The following is an 18,255-nucleotide window of genomic DNA, read 5'->3' on the forward strand; positions in this document are numbered from 1 at the left end:
CGCCATGGCCACCGTGATAACGCCCAAGAAATCCTGCTCGGTCAACCCCTTGAAGATGAGCCAGCCGATCGGCAGCGCGCTCGCTTTCATGGGGATCAAGAACTGCATGCCGCTTTTCCACGGCTCGCAGGGCTGCACCTCGTTCGGACTGGTCCTGTTCGTGCGGCATTTCAAGGAAGCGATTCCGTTGCAAACTACCGCCATGAGCGAAGTGGCGACCGTGCTCGGCGGACTCGAAAACGTGGAGCAGGCGGTCATCACGATCGCCAACCGGCAAAAGCCTTCCATTATCGGCATTTCGTCCACCGGCGTGACCGAGACCAAGGGCGACGACGTGGACGCCTATATCAAGCTGATCCGGGAGAAGCATCCCGAGCTGGACCACATCGCTCTTGTTTATGTGTCGACGCCCGATTTCAAGGACGCGTTTCAGGACGGCTGGGCCAAGACCGTGACCAAGCTGGTCGAGCAACTGGTCGAACCGGTTCCGGTCGGCGCCGCGCGCCTTCCCAACCGGGTGAATCTTTTGCCGGGCGCCCATCTTACGCCCGGAGACATCGACGAACTCCGCGACGTGCTCGAAGCCTTCGGCCTTGAGGTCCTGGTCCTGCCGGACCTCTCGGGCTCCCTGGACGGCCACATCCCTGACGATTTCACGCCGACCACCCTGGGCGGCATTTCCCTGGAAGAAATCGCTAGCCTCGGACGATCCGCGCATACCATCGCGGTCGGCGAACAGATGCGCGAGGCCGCGGTCGCCCTGGAAGCCAAGACCGGGGTTCCCTACACCCTGTTCGATCGGCTCACGGGGCTCGAGCCGAACGATGCGCTAATCAGCCTGTGTGCCCGAATCAGCGGACGGCTGGTTCCGACCAAGATCCGCCGCCAGCGCGGCCAGCTGGTCGACGCCATGCTCGACGGCCATTTCCATTTCGGCGGCAAGAAAATCGCCATAGGCGCCGAGCCCGACTTGCTCTGGACCCTGAGCGAATGGGCCAGGGAACTCGGCGCCGAAACCGCCGCGGCGGTGACGACCACGGCCTCTCCGCTGCTGGAGCGAATCTCCACAGAGGAAGTCCTGATCGGCGACTTGGAAGACCTGGAAGCTCGCGCTGCCGGCTGCGATCTTCTGATGACTCACTCTCACGGGAGGCAAGCGGCGGAAAGACTGAAGATTCCGTTCTACCGCATCGGCATCCCCATGTTCGATCGACTAGGCGCCGCGCATCAGACCATCGTCGGTTATCGCGGGACCCGCAACCTCATTTTCGAGATTGCCAATATGTTCATCGCCAACGGCCATGAGCCCACGCCTGAAACCTGGTATCGATCCGAGGAGAACGAACGTGCTGGCACGGCGGCGGTTGCGGCTCATTAAGCCGGAAGCTCAATCAAACGAATCCTTTTATCGCGGAGGAAGCATGAAGGTCGCATTCTCTACCCAAGACCTACAACGGGTCGACGCCCATTTCGGATGGGCCAAGAACATCGCCATCTATGAATTGTCGGCGGAGGGCTATCGCTTCCTCGAAGCCGTGCAATTCGAGGGCGACCTGCAGGAAGACGGCAACGAAGACAAGCTGGCTCCGAAGCTCGAAGCCATCAAGGACTGCGCAATTCTTTACGTCGCCGCCATCGGCGGTTCCGGCGCGGCGCGGGTGGTGGCCCAGGGCATACATCCCATGAAGGTTCCGCAGCCCGAGCCTATCACCGATCTCTTGGACAAACTCCAGCAGGTCCTCAAAGGCACTCCGCCGCCCTGGCTCCGCAAGGTGCTGGCGAAGGAAGGCAAGGGGCAGGACCGTGAATTCGATTTTGAAGAAGAAGAGGTGGAACATGGCTGAAGCATTGGCAGTAAAAACCGAAGGCGCGGCATCGCCCATGGAGTCGGCGTTCATCAAGGAATTGGTCAAGCAATGGCGCGCGCAGGATTCCTACGGCACCTGGGACGGCAAGAGCGACGAAATGCTGCTCGAACCTTACATCCTCACCAAGGAGAAGCGGCAGGCGATTCCCATCGTCGGCGATCCCGACCCCGAGATTTTGTGGCGTCTGGAACTGTTCTATAACGCCGTCGGCCTTTCCATCGAGCGGGCCAGCGGGGTCATGGTGACGCCCATGATGAAGATGTCGCACGAAGGCTTCGGCCGCATGGTACTGATCGCCGGCCGGCTGATCGTGGTGAACAAGCAGTTGCGCGACGTTCACCGGTTCGGATTTCCGTCCATGGAAAAACTCGCGGAGGAAGGCGAGAAACTCGTGGCCGCAGGAGTGGACATGATCAACAAATATTCCGAAGTGGCCCGCTACAGTTGAGAACAACGTAGGGTGGGTCAGGCCGGATCCGGCCGTAACCCGCCGGAAACCGCGAGAAGGCGGGGCACAGTCATCGACGGAACCCCGCCCGAACCGGCAAACCAACGAGGCACCCATGACAGACGCAGAAGATACGAAAGCCAAACTGAAAAAACTGAACGCCCAGGCGACCGCGCTGAAAATGGATCTCCACGACTTGGCCGAGGATTTGCCCACCGGCTGGGAGCGAATCCTGGAAGTCGCGGAGAAAACCTATCAGGCCTATCGTGAACTGGACGAATTCCGCAAAACCAGCGCTGGTTAGGAGTCTACGATGAGCGAATTTACGGTCACCCTACCCGGGGGCAAGGTATGGACCCCCAAATTTGTCGAGATCATCGACCAGGAGAAATGTATCGGCTGCGGACGCTGCTATAAGGTCTGCGGACGCGAAGTCCTGGAGATGGTCGGAGTCAACGAGGACGGCGAAATAGTCACGCTCAGCCAGGACGAGGACGAGGACGACGAATACGACAAGAAAGTGATGTCGATCGCCAACGTCGCGAACTGCGTGGGGTGTGAGGCTTGCGCCAAGATATGCCCCAAGCAGTGCTATACCCACGAAGCGGCGGCAGCCTGATGCCAGCCCCCATGCGCCAGCCCATCCCGAACGCTTCGGCGCCCGTTCCCTCGGCGGTCCATTACGATCCGCTGATGGGCTACGCCCGCGACCCGCAGGACTCCGTGACCCGCACCTTCGTTTCGGCGATCGAGATGGCGCGGAGTTCGTCCAGGCTGACGGGGCGGGCGGCCTTCGGGCTCGATGCGGATGAGTTCGAGGGGCTGCTCGACCGGTATTTTCCGGGCGCCGCGAGCATTTATCTCACGCCGGCGTTGAAAGCATCGCTTGCGGGCACCAAAACCCGCCGGATAGAGACGGACGAATTCGAAGATCTCGTGGCGCTGCTTTTGGAACACCGCGGCGACGACAGCCGGGAGAGCCGCTGGCTGGCTTACGCGATCGCCGCCTGCTGCATGGGGGACGACCATCTCTGGCAGGACATGGGCTTGCCCGACCGAAAGGCCCTATCCGACCTTCTGGCACGCCGTTTTCCCGCGCTGTTCGCTCGAAATACCGGCGGCATGCGCTGGAAGAAGTTTTTCTACAAACAGCTCTGCGAACGCGATGGGGCCTTCGTCTGCCGCTCCCCCAGCTGCGCGGAGTGCGTCGAATATTCCAATTGTTTCGGACCCGAGGAGGAAAGCGCATGGCAACCGGCGAAGCGATGACCGTACCGGGACTCGGCAAGGCGCCTCCCGCGGGCGCTTGCACCGCGGCGGAATCGCCCCCCGAGTTATGGCAGGCGGTTTTGGAACAAAGCGGAGCGCGGTTCGACAATTCCGGAGTCATCGACTTCGGGCATGTCGAAGCCGAGCGCCGGCAAGCGCTGAGCGCCGATGTGATGGCGGACCTGTCCCATTACGGACTGATCGAAGTCAAGGGCGACGACGCCCAGAAATTTCTGGCGAGTCTATTCACCGGCGACGTGCGCCTGGTGTCGGCGGAAAAGGGACTGTTCACCGCCTGGTGCGACGCCAAGGGAAGGGCGCAGGCGACGTTCTGGCTGTTCGTGCACGACGGCGCCTTTCACCTTCTTCTGCCGAAAGGTCTCGTGAAGTCGGTTTTAACCGGATTGAAACTATACCTTCTCAGGGTCAAGGCGACTCTCACTGATGCCGGCAGCGACCTGGTCCGCGTCGGTTTATCCGGTCCGAGCATGGAATCCCGGCTCGCCGCCTTGTTCGGCGCGCCGCCGCCCGAACAGGCCGGGGATACCCGCAGCTACGGGGCTTGCACCCTAATGGCGATCACCGGACAACCACACCCCCGCTGGGTTCTTGTCGGCAGCGCGGCGGCGGTTGCCGAAACGTGGCAAAACCTTCTGTCCAGTGTTTCGCCCGTAGGGCGGGACGCCTGGTCTCTGCTGGACATTTTGGCCGGCATACCGCTGCTGGTGCCGGAAACGGCCGGCGAGTTCATCCCGCAGATGCTGAACATGGAGGCCCTGGGCGGCCTGTGTTTCACCAAAGGCTGTTATCCGGGACAGGAAGTCATCGCGCGGCTGCATTACCGCGGGCAGCTCAAACGGCGCCTATACCTGGCCTACGTCGCCGGCGATTCGGTTCCGCCGCCCGGTACCACGCTTCATATCGAAGGCATTGCGGAAAGCGTCGGAACAGTGGTCTCCGCCACGCGCCATCCGGATGGGCGGACGGCTCTTCTCGCGGTGGTGAAGATCGAAGAAAAGGATCAAGGGGAAGTTCGGTTAGCGGATGCTCAAGGACCTGGGCTTCGCTTCATCGAATAGCGGAGTTCCAGACGTAGGTCGGCAATCCTTTGCCGACACCGCAGGTCGAACATCCGTTTTCGTCGGCAAAGCATTGCCGACCTACATCTGGGATTTAGAAAAATCAGGAGTCCCCTCTCTCCGCGAAAGGGAGAGGGAATCGAAAAACGGGCGAGTTGGACGGTAGGCGAAATCGCCTTATCGCGGTGCCCGGCGGGTTACGGCCGCCGCCTAATCCGCCCAACAACGCTACAAGCCACCGAAAGACAATCGATCCAAGACCAAATGGAGACGTTATGACCAGCAGAATCCGCGAACTCAAAGTCGACGTTAAAACCGTTTATCTCGGAGAAGAAACCCATCGCGACGGAGAGCGTTACGTATTCGCCTACACCGTGACCATGGAAAACACCGGCACCGTTCCGGCGAGGCTGCTCGGCCGACGCTGGGTGATTACCGACGCCAACGGCAAGACGATCGAAGTCGTCGGTGAGGGCGTGGTGGGGGAGCATCCGTATTTGCGCCCCGGCGAAGCGTTTCAGTACACCAGCTCGGCAATGATCGAAACCCCGGTGGGCAGCATGCAGGGCAGCTATCAGCTGCTGGCCGACGATGGGGTGCCTTTCGAAGCGCCCATCGCGCCCTTCCGACTGGCGATTCCGCGTACTCTCCATTGACCGGCAACCTGACAAGAGCATGACCTTGAACCATTCGCCCAACCAAACCTATGCCCCTTCAGCCGCCGCCGGCTTGGTGCCCATCGTCGTCGAGCAGTCCCCGCGTGGCGAAAGAGCGTTCGATATCTATTCGAGGCTGCTGAAAGAGCGGGTCATCTTCCTGGTCGGCCAGGTCGAAGACTATATGGCCAACCTGATCATCGCCCAATTGCTGTTTCTGGAATCGGAAAACCCCGACAAGGACATTCACCTTTACATCAATTCTCCGGGCGGGTTGGTCACCGCAGGCCTCGCCATTTACGACACCATGCAGTTCATCAAACCCGATGTCAGCACCCTGTGCATAGGCCAGGCCGCCAGCATGGGCGCCTTGCTGCTGGCGGGCGGCGCGGCGGGGAAACGTTTTTCTCTACCCCATTCCAGGATCATGATCCACCAGCCTCTGGGCGGGTTTCGGGGACAGGCCAGCGATATCGATATCCACGCGCGGGAGATCCTGTCGCTCCGCGATCGCCTGAACGGGATACTCGCCAGGCACACCGGGCAGCCCATCGAAAAAATCCGGACCGATACCGACCGCGACAATTTCATGAGCGGGGACGACGCCAAAAGATACGGCCTCATCGATAACGTACTCAGCCAGCGGAATCGGCCTGGCGACGAGCTTTGACGCGAAAGGCGGCATGCCGGCCGGACACGGGCATGACCGAATCAACATCCAGCTAAGAGGGTAAAAGCAATGAGCGACGAAAAAAACGGCAAGGAAAGAGGCGGAAAGCTTCTCTACTGTTCATTTTGCGGAAAAACCCAGCATGAGGTCAGAAAGCTTATTGCAGGTCCGGCGGTATTCGTCTGCGACGAATGCATCGAATTATGCAACGACATCCTTCGCGAGGAGTTGGAAAGTACTTCCGATGGTGGGGACAAGCTTCCCACACCCAAGGAAATCAAGGCCATATTGGACGACTATGTCATCGGCCAGGAAAGACCCAAGCGGATTCTCGCGGTCGCGGTTTACAACCACTACAAAAGGCTGCGCGTCAAAGCCCACGCCGGGAAAAACGACGTCGAACTGGCCAAGAGCAATATCCTTCTGATAGGGCCTACCGGTTCCGGCAAAACCCTGCTGGCGGAAACCCTGGCGCGTATCCTCAACGTGCCCTTCACCATCGCCGACGCCACCACCCTGACGGAAGCCGGCTATGTCGGCGAGGACGTGGAAAACATCATCCAAAAGCTCTTGCAGAAATGCGATTACGATGTCCAAAAAGCCGAGTCGGGCATCGTCTATATCGACGAGATCGACAAGATCTCGCGCAAATCGGCCAATCCCTCGATTACCCGCGACGTGTCCGGCGAGGGAGTGCAGCAGGCCTTGCTCAAGCTGATCGAGGGCACCGTCGCATTGATCCCGCCCCAGGGCGGGCGCAAGCATCCGCAGCAGGAATTCCTGCAAGTCAACACGGCGAACATTCTGTTCATCTGCGGAGGTGCGTTCGCGGGTCTCGACAGGACCATCCGGGCACGTTCCGAAAAAGGCGGCATCGGTTTTTCCGCCGAGGTGAAAAGCAAGGAGGACCGCCGCAATGTGGGCGAGATCTTAGCCGGAGTCGAAGCGGAAGATTTGATCCGTTACGGCCTGATCCCCGAGTTCGTCGGACGGCTGCCGGTGGTGGCGACGCTCGAAGAGCTGGACGAGGAGGCGCTGGTCAAGATCCTGACCGAGCCGAAAAACGCTCTGGTCAAGCAGTACCAAAAACTGTTCGAGATGGAAGGCTGCGACCTCGACATCCATTCCGACGCCCTGAAGCTGATCGCCCAGCGCGCCATCGAGCGCAAGACCGGCGCGCGCGGCCTCAGAACCATACTCGAGAACGTTCTGCTCGACACGATGTACGAACTGCCGTCCGACGAGTCGGTGACCAAGGCCGTCGTCGACGAAAGCGTGGTGCGCGGCAACAACCCGCCCTATCTGGTCTATCGAACCGAAGAAAAGCAATGCGCGTCGGCGTGAGCCGCCCCGCGGAGTCTTGGCTTATCAACCCGGCGCGGCGACAAGCCGCGTGAGTTAGGCCTAAGCGCGTACCGGCTTGGGCGGCGACCCGAAAGACCAGGAGGGTATTTACGGGCCTGATTAATAGTTTGGAGGGCTTTTATCGTGGAAACTGAATCGACCGACAACGTTCATCCTGCGGAAAACCGCGTTCCGGTGCTGCCTTTGCGCGATGTGGTGGTCTATCCGCAGATGGTCGTCACCCTGTTCGTCGGGCGGGAGAAATCCATCGCGGCGCTGGACGATGCCGTGCAATCCGGCCAGAAAATCCTGGCCGTGACGCAGAAGGACCCCAAATGCGACGAGCCGGAGTTCGCGGACTTATACGAAACCGGCACCCTGTGTACGGTCGATCAGCTATTCAAGCTGCCGGACGGTACCGTGAAGGCTTCGATCAAAGGCGCAAAACGCTGCCGAATTAAGGAGTATCAGGTGGCCGACAGCCATGACATGGCCCTCGTCGCGCCGCTGCACGATCAAGTCAATTTAAGCATCGCGGAGATGGACGCCCTCATGCGTATCGTCACCGGCGCTCTCGATCAGTACGTCAAACTCGATCATCAGATTCCGCGGGAAATCGTAAACGCTCTTCCGGATATCTCAGAGCCAGGCCGGCTGGCCGATACCATCGCCGCGCATATGGCTCTCAAGATCGAAGACAAGCAGGCGCTGCTGGAAACGGTCGATATCGCCGCCCGCTTCGAAAGACTGATCATGGCGATGGAAAGCACGGTCGACCGCCTTGAGGTGGAAAAGCGCATCCGCGGACGAGTCAAGCAGCAGGTGGAAGACAACCAGCGCGAGTATTATCTGAACGAACAGATGAAAGCGATCCGGAAGGAACTGGGGGAATTGGGCGAGACGCCCGACGAGTTCGACGCGCTGGCGGAAAAGATCGTCAAGGCGAGAATGCCCAAAGCCGCTCGCGCCAAGGCCGAATCCGAGCTGGACAAGCTCAGGCGGATGCCTCCGATGTCGTCGGAATCGACGGTGGTTCGGAATTACCTCGATTGGATGATTGACCTGCCCTGGAAAAAACGCAGCAGGGCCCGCTTCGATCTGAAGCAGGCGGAAGCGCTGCTCGAGGCCGAGCATTACGGCCTCGACAAGGTCAAGGAACGCATCTTGGAGTACCTGGCGGTGCAACAGCGCGCCGGGAACGCGAAGGGACCGATCTTGTGCCTGGTCGGGCCGCCCGGCGTAGGCAAGACATCATTGGGCCAATCCATCGCCCGCACCACTAACCGCAAATATGTCCGCATGGCCCTGGGCGGGGTGCGGGACGAAGCCGAAATCCGCGGGCACCGGCGCACCTATATCGGCGCACGGCCCGGCAGGATCCTTCAGTACCTGGCCAAGGCGAAGACCCGCAATCCCTTGTTCCTCCTCGACGAGATCGACAAGATGGCGATGGATTCGCGCGGCGATCCCGCCTCGGCCCTGCTCGAAGTGCTGGACCCCGAACAGAACCGCGCGTTCAACGATCATTTTCTCGAGGTCGATTTCGATTTGTCGGAGGTGATGTTCGTCGCCACCGCCAATACCCTCAACATCCCCGGCCCTCTCCTGGACCGTATGGAAGTGATCCGCATCGCCGGCTATACCGACGACGAGAAGATCAATATCGCCGCTCGCTATCTCGTTCCCCGGCAAGTCGAGCGGAACGGTCTTAGGGAAAATGAAATCCAGATCACCGATTCTGCCTTGCAGTCCATGATCCGCCATTACACCCGGGAAGCCGGGGTGCGGAGCCTCGAACGGGAAATCGCCACGATTTGCCGCAAGGTCGTCAAGAATCTGCTGCTCAAACCCGGAACCAAGAAATGCGTGGTGACGCACCATAACCTGGAAGATTTTCTGGGCGTGCAGCGCTACCGTTACGGCCGCGCCGAGGAGACCGACCGGGTTGGCCAGGTGACCGGGCTCGCGTGGACCGAAGTGGGCGGCGAATTGCTCACCATCGAATCCGCCGTCATGCCGGGCACGGGCCAGCAGATCTATACCGGAAGGCTGGGCGAAGTCATGCAGGAGTCGATCCGCGCCGCGATGACCGTGGCCCGTTCCCGCGCCGTCGAACTGGGCATTTCTCCCGGTTTCTATCAAGCCAGCGATATGCATATTCACGTGCCGGAAGGGGCCACGCCCAAGGACGGCCCCAGCGCCGGGATCGGCATGTGTACCGCCCTGGTCTCGGCCTTGACCGATATTCCGGTGCGGGCCGATGTCGCGATGACCGGCGAGATCACCCTTCGCGGCGAGGTACTGCCTATCGGCGGCTTGAAGGAAAAGCTCCTGGCCGCCCATCGCGCAGGCATCAAGACGGTGGTGATCCCTTACGAAAACGAGAAGGATCTGGCCGAGATTCCCAAAAACGTCAAAAAGGATCTCAGCATCCTTCCGGTTCGCCGGATCGACGAGGTTCTCGGCGCCGCGCTGCTGCGCCAGCCCGAATCGCAGGACGCGGCGTCCCTGCCCATCGAACAGGACCGCGCTGCCCATGGTGTCGAAAGCGGGGTGGCGATTGCTCATTAAGAATCCTAAACAAGCCTTTGCCCTTAGGGCAGAGATATCTACACAAGGCGCCACCCCGGCAGGGAGTACTCGCCCCTTCCTTGGGGCTTGTCCTTCGGACCGTGCTCCACACGTCCAAATTCGCTCCCCGCGAATTTGTGCCGGGGGCCAGAAGCCAAGGACGGCAACGGCTGGTCACATCCATGTGTCCTGGATTCCGGCAATCCATGCCGGAATGACGGCTGTAGGAACTTGCGTAGATACCTGTGCAACTTTGGGGGTGAGCACCGTTTAGCCGTAAATCGGCAATCTCTTGCCAACGAGCTCTGCTCAAACAGTTACGCGCTTCAGCGTTTTTTATAGAGGAACCTTATGGCCAACAAGATCGGTATATTTTTCGGCTCGGACACGGGTAACACGCGGCGCGTCGCGAAATCGATCGCCAAGAAACTGGGCGATGCCGCGGATGCACCCGTCGACGTGAAGAAAGCCAGCCCCGACGACCTGCTCAAATACGATGCGCTGATCCTCGGCACCCCGACCCTGGGCGACGGCGAGCTGCCGGGCCTTTCCGCGGGCTGTAGCGACGAAAGCTGGGAAGAGTTTCTGCCGAAGCTGGAGGGCAAGGATCTGAGCGGCAAGGTCGTGGCCCTGTTCGGACTGGGCGATCAGGAAGCCTATGGTCACGAGTTCGTCGACGCTCTGATCCTTCTGTACAACTTCGTCGTCGAAGCCGGCGCCAAGGTGGTCGGTTTCTGGTCCACCGACGGATACACGTTCGAGAAATCCAATTCGATCATCGACGATAAGTTCGTCGGTTTGGTCATCGACCACGAAAACCAGAGCGACGAGACCGAAGAGCGCATCGATACCTGGCTGGCCGAGATCAAGCCGGCTCTGCTGGGTTAAAGCGCTTTTCGCTACAGTGGCGGCGGCGTAGGTCGGCAATCCCTTGCCGACGGAAACGGTTGGTCCGCCCTCGGCGTCAGGAAAGGATTCCCGACCTACTTCCGGGGCAGCGGCGTAGGTCGGCAACCCCTTGCCGACGGAAACGGTTGGTCGGCCCTCTGCGTCGGGAAAGGATTCCCGACCTACTTCCGGGCAGGTCGCAGATTTTGTAGGTCGGCAATCCCTTGCCGACGGAAACGGTTGGTCCGCCCTCGGCGTCGGGAAAGGATTCCCGACCTACGTTACGAGGGCTCATAAGTCGGCGATCTTGCCGATGTACGGATTGAAGAGAGAGGTGATGTCATGCTGGATACGGTCATAGTCGGAGGCGGATTGTGCGGCTTGGCGCTGGCCGCCGATCTGGAGCGCCAAGGGCGATCCTATCTCCTGTTCGAGGCTCGCTCTCGCCTGGGCGGGCGCATTCTCTCGGTGCCCTCGACGACATCCGGGATGGCGCTGGACTTAGGTCCGACCTGGTTCTGGCCGGACATCCATCCGCGCATCTCGCGCCTAGTGGCCGATCTGGGACTCGCCTCCTTCGCCCAGCACGACCAGGACGATGTCCTCGGCCTCAAGAACGCGGACGGCAAGCTCGAATCCCTGGGCAGTGCTCCGGTCCATAATGGCGCCATGCGATTGGAAGGCGGCATGGCGGCTTTGGTGCATGCCCTCGTGGACCGGATTCCCGAAAGCCGGCTGCGCCTGGAACAGGCGCTTATTGCCGTGGAAGAGCGGGGCGATCGCGTCGCTCTCCATTTTCGCTGCGGCAATGCCTTATCGGTAGTCGAAGCTCGCCGGGCCGTACTCGCCATTCCGCCCCGTGTGCTGGAGGAGCAGGTCCGGATGGAACCCGCGCTCGACGACGAACTGCGCCGGGCGATGCGGGAAACGCCCACCTGGATGGCCGGAGAGGCCAAGGCCATGGCGGCCTTCGCTCGCCCCTTTTGGCGCGAGGCGGGCTTGTCCGGCAACGGTTTCGCCCGGCATGAGCAGGCGGTACTCGGCGAGATTTTCGACGCCTGCGACGCCACCGGAGAGAAGGCCGCCCTGGGAGGCTTCGTCGCGCTGTCGCCGGAGCAGCGCGAGGCGTTTAGAGTGGGCATGCCGATGCTGATCCGGAGCCAGTTGGTCCAATTCTTCGGCTCGGAGGCGGAGCTGGGCGAACAGCATTATCAGGATTGGGCGACGGAACCGTTCACCTGTAGCCGACTGGACCTCGTGCCGCCGGATCAGCACCCGGAATACGATAATCCTGTCCTGAGCCGGGCGTACTGGGACGGAAAGCTTTTGTTCGGCGCTTCGGAAACCGCCCGCTACGGCGGCGGCTATATGGAAGGTGCACTGGAGGCCGCCGCGCGGATTCAGCGGCAGTTGGCGGAAGTTCCGGTCAGCTCGACCAATTCCAACAGCCTCGCTCGCTTCCGCGAATGGGTGAGCGGTCAAAGGCCCGCCGCCCTCGAGCATTACCAGCGGAGCCTGCACCGCCATCTCTCCACCCAGCAACGGGATCAATTGACTCAACTCTCACTGTTGGAGACGGTGGAGGACATTTACCGGGAAGCCTTGCGGCAACTCGATGAACTGCCTCTCGAAGGGGGCTCGGTGGCTGTCGTCGCCGGCCGGTCGGACCTCACCCCTCCGATTCTTGCGCCGTTCACGGGATTCAACGATGCGCTGATCGACGAGGCGCTGCGCTTCAATCGCAGCTCGTGCGCCCTGTCCAACTTTCCGGTAGAGCACGATCCGTCGCCCGATTACGTGCAGACCATCCGCAGGGATCTGGCCGCCGCTTGGCGCGAATTCGCGCTTACGGTCAACGCCCGAATCGTGGCACGCACCGCGGCTCCGGAGCTGGCCGACTGCGCATGAGTGCGTTGGTTTAATTTCAGGCGAAAGGGCAGCGAGGCGTGCTCGGAACAAAACGCTTTTCAAGGTTCAGAAAGCCATGATCTATATCGTCGAAATTCCCCATGAAGGCCGGGCGTCCGCGTGGTTCGCATTCGACCGGGACGATTTCGTCCGCAAGGTCCGGGCCGCGAAAGAATCCGGAGACACCACGGTCTTCGCCGCGCTGAGCCCGCGCCAGCGTCTCGAAGCGGCAAGCCTTGCGCCCGACTCACCCGGCGCCCGGGCGGCGCAGCCGGCCGTTTTCGACGATGCGGACCGCCACGGCTGGGACACCGTTCTGTACCGGGCCGATTTTCTTCTGAGCCCCGGTCTCTGGCAGGCCGAGCCGGTATCGGAACTCGAGGCTTGCGCCGCCGCCGTCGCCCACGAACGGAAAGCCTGCCGCGTGTATCTGTCCGATAACGCCGCGGTAGCGGCGCTGTATGGAGACCCGCTCTATGATGGACGGGAAGGGTTTTACGCACACATGGCCTTGCGCGAGCAGCTCATCGCCATGGAAGCCATTTCGGACGATTTATGACGGTCGAACAACTGATAACTGCCTTGCTGGAAATGCCGAAAAACGCGGTCGTGCTTTACGAAGGCGATGCCGGCTACGCTCTTGTCGGCGGCCTGCATTTGCAGGAAAACGGAAACGAGCTGCCGGATGAGGTTATCCTGTTTCCCGATATGAACGAATGAGGCTGGGGATACCAGGCTCGATGGATGCCACGGCTGTGCTGTTTGCCAACGAAGCCTTCTATCACGCGTTTTCCCAGCGCGATTTCGACGCCATGGAGCGGTTGTGGGCGCGGGAGTGGCCGGTGCTCTGCATTCATCCCGGCTGGCCGGTGCTGACCGAACATGCCGCCATCATCGAAAGCTGGCGGCGTATTTTCCAGAATCCGGCGACCGGCACGGTAACTCCGCATTACGCCAGAGCCTTTGTCTACGGCACCGTCGCCACGGTGGTGTGCTACGAAGAAATTCAGGGAGCGCTGCTGGTCGCCAACAATACGTTCGCGATCGAGAGGGACGAGATCCGCATCGTCCATCACCACGCATCCCATTGCGCCAATCCGCCGCCGCCGGAACCTAAGGCCGCACCGGCGGTGCAGTAGTGCGCCGGGATAGTTGAGGTTTTATTCAATTCGGCATTCGAGTGGACATTGATCGTAGGATGGGTTAGGCCGCCAGACCGCAACGCACCGAGCGGCCTCGGACCTGTCCTGAGCCAAGTCGAAGGGGCGGTGGGTTACGCTCGGCTAACCCACCCTACAAAAATGAATTCCTTCATTGAAAACGATTTGGAATTATTTCGGCTAATTAAGTTAGGTGGTCAAATGCAAAGCACGATCAGACAAGAAACGATACCCCAACGAACCATCACGATAGAAGGCGAGCACGCGAAACTGGCGTCCCCGGAAGAGATTGCCGATGGCATTCGGGCGGCCGTGGAGGTGTTCGAGCGCAACGGCGTCGATCCGCTGGATTGCGCCGCGGCGATCGAAAAGCTCGAAAAGGATGAGTTGCTCAACCGTGACGAAGCCTTGCTCTGCGTCATCTGGGATCAGGCCGAGGAAGCAGCCTTCAGAGCCGTTACCGTGGGTTGGCTAAGCCGCGCCGTGGACATTCGGATCGCGGTTTCCTGAGCGATAGAACAGAACTGTCGGCAAGGGATTGCCGACGGATCAACATCGTCAAGTAGGTCGGGAATCCTTTCCCGACGCGGCTGAGCTCGGCAGTCGTACTTCGCTCTTTCAGCGCCCCTGTCGCTTCCGACGAACGACGTTTGTCGCGCATGCGGTATGATCCGCCTAACACCAACCCTTCTCACCTCAACTCGAAGCTGTGAAGTTAAGGCGTTATTAGTTCGTAGGGCGGAATAGCGTACTCGCGTATTCCGCCGAATGAGAATGTTCCATTCGGCGCATTACGCTAACGCTAATGCGCCCTACGTGGGCTGCCTCTCCGGAAGAGCCGGGGGAACTCCCGATTTTATTAGATTTCGATAAAGACGCAATACAAGGTGTTATATATGATCCGATTCTGTATTGGGTTTTATTTTTGAGGTCGACTTTAAGTGAGAGCAACACAGAAATGTTGATCATAGAAGATTTAAGGGAATACGTATTTGGAATTTTCCTTGGAGAAGAAACCAAGAAAGATGTTGTAATTGGCGATTCTCTAAGATTTCTCGGGACGGCCTTCTTTGTTTCAAGAAAAGGGGATGCGGTAACCGCCAATCATGTTCTTCCAAAGAAGGTTCTAGAAGGAAATGAGCAGGTCTATGGGATTACGGTTAAACGTGGTCAAACAAACGTATATAAGTTGGTTGCCGCAGCGAGATTCGAAACCTCAGATTTTTCCTTACTAAGGTTCGACCTTCAAGATTGCCGATTCTTCGAAATAGACTTTTCTGAGCCTGGGATAGGAACAGATGTAAATGCTTATGGGTATTCAGATCACGATATTCACGGACAAGGTAAAGAACTACGGCTACTAAAGGGCCACATGACTATGCCAATCGTGTCTGGAGTTGGTGAGGTCAGCTTCCCGATTCCTAGCGGCATGAGCGGTGGTCCTGTCATATCCGGGACAAAGTGCATTGGCTTTATGATCGGTAATGTCACGTCAGAGAAACTGCTAACTAGTTCTGAAGAAATATCAGAAATATATAACTCAGTTGAAAAAATCACGCTGGTAGAATCAAAGGAAGTGCTCCATTATGGGATATTCAGGCCATTCTCAATTTATAAAGATCATAAGTCTGAGATTTTTTCAAATATGGATCTCCCGACATTTCTTTCTACACGTAACCATCCCTAACATAGTGTTCAATACGGATACTTGGCCGCAACCTTCCTTCGCCACAGCTCCGGTCGGTCACCGTCAAGCGCCGGTTAATACCACGTTAAGCTATCAATAAGACCATTATGTACGAACTGGCAATATTGATTCATGTTATCGGCGCAACGGTTTGGACCGGAGGTCATATAGTCCTTTTGGTTGCAGTATTGCCTGATGTGTTGAAACATAAGGATTTAAACTACATTCGCCGGTTTGAATCCGGTTACGAAAAGATAGGGATTCCAGCCTTAATCGTCCAAATAGTATCCGGTTTATATCTGGCAAGCTTTCTCATACCAGAGGTTTCGCAGATCTTTGATTGGGCGAATCCTGCGGTTAAGTTGCTATGGGTAAAATTATCTTTGTTGCTGATTACAGCCCTGTTGGCGGCCGACGCTAGGCTGCGAGTAATACCGAATCTGAGCGCTTCAAATTTAAATTCTCTTGCGTTCCGTATCATTCCTGTAACGGTGGTTTCAGTGCTGTTTGTGATATCCGGCGTTTTGTACAGATTTGGGTGGTTCGCTTAACTCGAACGATGCGCTTCGTGCCTCAGCGCATCCTACGCGGGCTTATTTCGGTCTACAAAGTTGCGGCAGCATGGGGAAAATTGCGGACTGGAGCATTTTGGGTTCCGATGTATAGTCTAAGTTCGTAGCGGCCGTTTACGGCGCCTGGTTTCGAGCCGGTCTGTCCTGTACGCCGGCGACTTTTGTAAAACCCTTTTGGGCCCCTTCCGGTTACGTCTCTTAGTCCAGGGTGTCACGTTCCAGATACCGTTTGACTCTGATGCGACAAGTGCCCGGTTTTTGTTTCGAGGAACAGATTTCGGCTATCCGGCGTGCAGGATTTCCGTATGAACAAGGAGGATCAATACATGACTGCTTTCGGCTTCAGCAGAGTTCCTCGTAGACATTTGCTGCTTTTCGCGGCGCTGTTCGGTTCGACAGTAGAGTCCGCCGAGGCGACCACCCTCACGGTGGGTGCGATTGACGCCAACGGCGTGGCTTGCACCTTGGCCGATGCCATCGTCGCGGCCGATAACAATATCAGCACCGGCGGCTGCCCCGCGGGTTCCGAGGACGATACCGACATCATTGAACTCACCGGCGACGTCATCCTGGCGGAAGCCTTGCCCGAGGTGAGGAGCTACTGCAGTCCGGAGCCCGATCCTTGTGCTGAGAGTGTTCAAACCCGCATCACGATCAACGGCCACGGTCATTCGATCGCACGCTCGCGCGATCCGGATACCCCGGAATTCGACCTGCTCACGCTTTTTGCGCTCTGTGGCGAGGGCATCTTTATGCCCCCGCCGATCGTCATGCTGAATGACGTTGTGCTGAAACATGGCCAAACCGGCATTTCGTTGAAGGTTGCGACCCTCGGCATCGAGTGTCCGCCGGAGCTTGAGCTGGTGAATAGCCGTATTACCGACAATAGCGGCGATGGCATCTCGGCGCGCTTTGCCTCGATGCGGCTTACGAACAGCGTGATCGAAAGCAATGGCGGCCGCGGCATCGGAGGATACGCTACCGACATTCATTTGACGGACAGCACCGTCGCTCATAATGCGGATCGTGGTGTCTCGGCCCTTGGCGGCCTTCCATTTTATGAGAGACGAGGGGTGCTCTCCGTGACCCGCAGCACCCTCGCCGGCAATACCGGCGGTGGCGTCGAACTCGCCGGTCTACACGCCACGCTCGTGAACAGTACCGTGTCCGGAAACGGAAATACCAAGACTACGGGAGGCGGCATTCACGTGATACCCAGCGATAGCAGCGATGAGCAGCCGGTAACCGAATTAACGCTCATCAACACCACCGTTTCCGATAACGTCGCTGAGCTTGGCGGAGGCGTATACCGCGACAGCGGAGAGCACCGGATCTTTATCGACAGAAGCACCGTGATCAATTCGATTCTTGCCGATAACACCGGCGGTGACTGCATGAGCGCCCCCGGCACCACGCGCATCGCCTTCAGCGGGCAAAATCTGATCGAGGACGGCGGGTGTTTCGACCCGAGCTATTCGAATCCCCCGCTGATCGGCGATCCCAAGCTCGGTCCCCTTGAGGACAATGACGGGCCGACGCTGACCCACGCGCTTCAAAGGGACAGCATAGCGCTGAATCGGATTGCCTTCATTCACGACGTGAACGGCAATCCTCTCGGCTGCGAAGGTACGACCGACGGCGTTACCGCCGGAGTCGTCACCGATCAGCGCGGGGTCAGCCGGGCGCGGCCCGGTGACGACTTTTGCGACATCGGCGCTTTCGAACGCGCCTTCCCATCCGCCGCGGGCGAATGCAAGAACGGCGGCTACAGGAAATTCGGCTTCGATAGGCTTGGACAGTGTCTCCGGTACCTGACCCAGCGGAAAACGCAGTCGCATTAGAGCGTTTTTGCGTCAGGCTAACGGGAATGAGAAGTCTTCTGTTCGGGTTGAAAAAGCCGCAGGACGCGACCCCCGGCAGGAGCACGAACGATGACGAAATGGGAGTTTGTCGGCGGGCCTGCTGACGGCGGAGATGGCCCGGTGGGTACCGGCCGAAGAGAAACCGCCGCGCAGCAGCTTATCTGAACGACGGCTTCCCCTGCGGCTAGAGCGTTTTCCGAGTCGGTGTAAGGGATTCGGATATGTAGGTCGGCAATCCCTTGCCGACGTATCGGCTCGGCGAAGGGCTTTGTC

General features: G+C 59.0%; 20 protein-coding genes. All 20 read left to right on the forward strand.

The genetic code is table 11. The features are described 5' to 3' along the window. The first annotated feature begins 4 nt into the window (after positions 1–4). The 20 genes from nifN to B2A78_RS06455 all read left to right on the forward strand — a co-directional run bounded on the left by nifN (position 5) and on the right by B2A78_RS06455 (position 17,961). The gene (gene nifN / locus B2A78_RS06365) at positions 5–1,378 is read left to right on the forward strand and encodes a nitrogenase iron-molybdenum cofactor biosynthesis protein NifN (protein ID WP_077729067.1); all 1,374 of its coding nucleotides are present in this window, start codon (positions 5–7) and stop codon (positions 1,376–1,378) included. 43 nt (positions 1,379–1,421) lie between these two features. Then, the gene (gene nifX, locus B2A78_RS06370) at positions 1,422–1,844 is read left to right on the forward strand and encodes a nitrogen fixation protein NifX (RefSeq protein ID WP_077729124.1); all 423 of its coding nucleotides are present in this window, start codon (positions 1,422–1,424) and stop codon (positions 1,842–1,844) included. Continuing rightward, positions 1,837–2,316 (forward strand): NifX-associated nitrogen fixation protein, encoded by a 480-nt coding sequence (locus B2A78_RS06375; protein WP_077729068.1) that lies wholly within the window; start codon positions 1,837–1,839, stop codon positions 2,314–2,316. The genes nifX and B2A78_RS06375 overlap by 8 nt, the downstream gene beginning before the upstream one ends. 115 nt (positions 2,317–2,431) lie before the next feature. Continuing rightward, positions 2,432–2,620 (forward strand): CCE_0567 family metalloprotein, encoded by a 189-nt coding sequence (locus B2A78_RS06380; RefSeq protein WP_077729069.1) that lies wholly within the window; start codon positions 2,432–2,434, stop codon positions 2,618–2,620. 9 nt (positions 2,621–2,629) lie between these two features. After that, complete coding sequence (fdxB, locus tag B2A78_RS06385; RefSeq protein WP_077729070.1) at positions 2,630–2,935, forward strand: ferredoxin III, nif-specific; 306 nt, start codon at positions 2,630–2,632, stop codon at positions 2,933–2,935. Further along, a complete protein-coding gene (locus B2A78_RS06390; RefSeq protein ID WP_240502431.1) occupies positions 2,935–3,585 on the forward strand; it encodes a nitrogen fixation protein NifQ in 651 nt (216 codons plus the stop codon). The genes fdxB and B2A78_RS06390 overlap by 1 nt, the downstream gene beginning before the upstream one ends. Continuing rightward, positions 3,564–4,664, forward strand: coding sequence for a folate-binding protein YgfZ (locus B2A78_RS06395; protein ID WP_077729072.1), 1,101 nt, complete (start codon positions 3,564–3,566; stop codon positions 4,662–4,664). Before B2A78_RS06390 ends, B2A78_RS06395 begins: the two co-directional genes overlap by 22 nt. A 275-nt stretch (positions 4,665–4,939) precedes the next feature. After that, entirely contained in the window at positions 4,940–5,320 is a 381-nt protein-coding gene (apaG, locus tag B2A78_RS06400; RefSeq protein ID WP_077729073.1) for a Co2+/Mg2+ efflux protein ApaG, read from the forward strand. A 19-nt stretch (positions 5,321–5,339) separates the two neighbouring features. Beyond that, complete coding sequence (clpP, locus tag B2A78_RS06405; protein WP_077729074.1) at positions 5,340–5,990, forward strand: ATP-dependent Clp endopeptidase proteolytic subunit ClpP; 651 nt, start codon at positions 5,340–5,342, stop codon at positions 5,988–5,990. 69 nt (positions 5,991–6,059) lie between these two features. After that, entirely contained in the window at positions 6,060–7,334 is a 1,275-nt protein-coding gene (gene clpX, locus B2A78_RS06410) for an ATP-dependent Clp protease ATP-binding subunit ClpX (RefSeq protein ID WP_077729075.1), read from the forward strand. Positions 7,335–7,478: 144 nt separating this feature from the next. Then, positions 7,479–9,905, forward strand: coding sequence for an endopeptidase La (gene lon / locus B2A78_RS06415; RefSeq protein WP_077729076.1), 2,427 nt, complete (start codon positions 7,479–7,481; stop codon positions 9,903–9,905). A gap of 351 nt (positions 9,906–10,256) precedes the next feature. Then, positions 10,257–10,793: a flavodoxin gene (locus tag B2A78_RS06420; RefSeq protein ID WP_077729077.1), complete on the forward strand. Its 537-nt coding sequence runs from the start codon at positions 10,257–10,259 to the stop codon at positions 10,791–10,793. A gap of 342 nt (positions 10,794–11,135) precedes the next feature. Then, the gene (locus tag B2A78_RS06425; protein WP_077729078.1) at positions 11,136–12,701 is read left to right on the forward strand and encodes an FAD-dependent oxidoreductase; all 1,566 of its coding nucleotides are present in this window, start codon (positions 11,136–11,138) and stop codon (positions 12,699–12,701) included. A 76-nt stretch (positions 12,702–12,777) separates the two neighbouring features. Further along, positions 12,778–13,260, forward strand: coding sequence for a hypothetical protein (locus tag B2A78_RS06430; protein WP_077729079.1), 483 nt, complete (start codon positions 12,778–12,780; stop codon positions 13,258–13,260). Next, positions 13,257–13,421, forward strand: a complete 165-nt coding sequence (locus B2A78_RS25980) for a hypothetical protein (RefSeq protein ID WP_166642633.1) — start codon at positions 13,257–13,259, stop codon at positions 13,419–13,421. Before B2A78_RS06430 ends, B2A78_RS25980 begins: the two co-directional genes overlap by 4 nt. 20 nt (positions 13,422–13,441) lie before the next feature. Further along, a complete protein-coding gene (locus B2A78_RS06435; protein WP_168175359.1) occupies positions 13,442–13,840 on the forward strand; it encodes a nuclear transport factor 2 family protein in 399 nt (132 codons plus the stop codon). A 222-nt stretch (positions 13,841–14,062) separates the two neighbouring features. Next, positions 14,063–14,371 (forward strand): hypothetical protein, encoded by a 309-nt coding sequence (locus tag B2A78_RS06440; RefSeq protein ID WP_086135384.1) that lies wholly within the window; start codon positions 14,063–14,065, stop codon positions 14,369–14,371. Between the two features lie 295 nt (positions 14,372–14,666). Continuing rightward, positions 14,667–15,548: a serine protease gene (locus B2A78_RS06445; RefSeq protein ID WP_077729082.1), complete on the forward strand. Its 882-nt coding sequence runs from the start codon at positions 14,667–14,669 to the stop codon at positions 15,546–15,548. Between the two features lie 107 nt (positions 15,549–15,655). After that, positions 15,656–16,099, forward strand: coding sequence for a CopD family protein (locus tag B2A78_RS06450; RefSeq protein ID WP_077729083.1), 444 nt, complete (start codon positions 15,656–15,658; stop codon positions 16,097–16,099). A gap of 326 nt (positions 16,100–16,425) precedes the next feature. Then, on the forward strand, positions 16,426–17,961 hold the full coding sequence (locus B2A78_RS06455) for a right-handed parallel beta-helix repeat-containing protein (protein WP_077729084.1): 1,536 nt from the start codon (positions 16,426–16,428) through the stop codon (positions 17,959–17,961). Positions 17,962–18,255: the final 294 nt, after the last annotated feature.

This window comes from Methylocaldum sp. 14B (assembly GCF_002005105.1).
In the GTDB taxonomy this organism is placed as follows: Bacteria; Pseudomonadota; Gammaproteobacteria; order Methylococcales; family Methylococcaceae; genus Methylocaldum.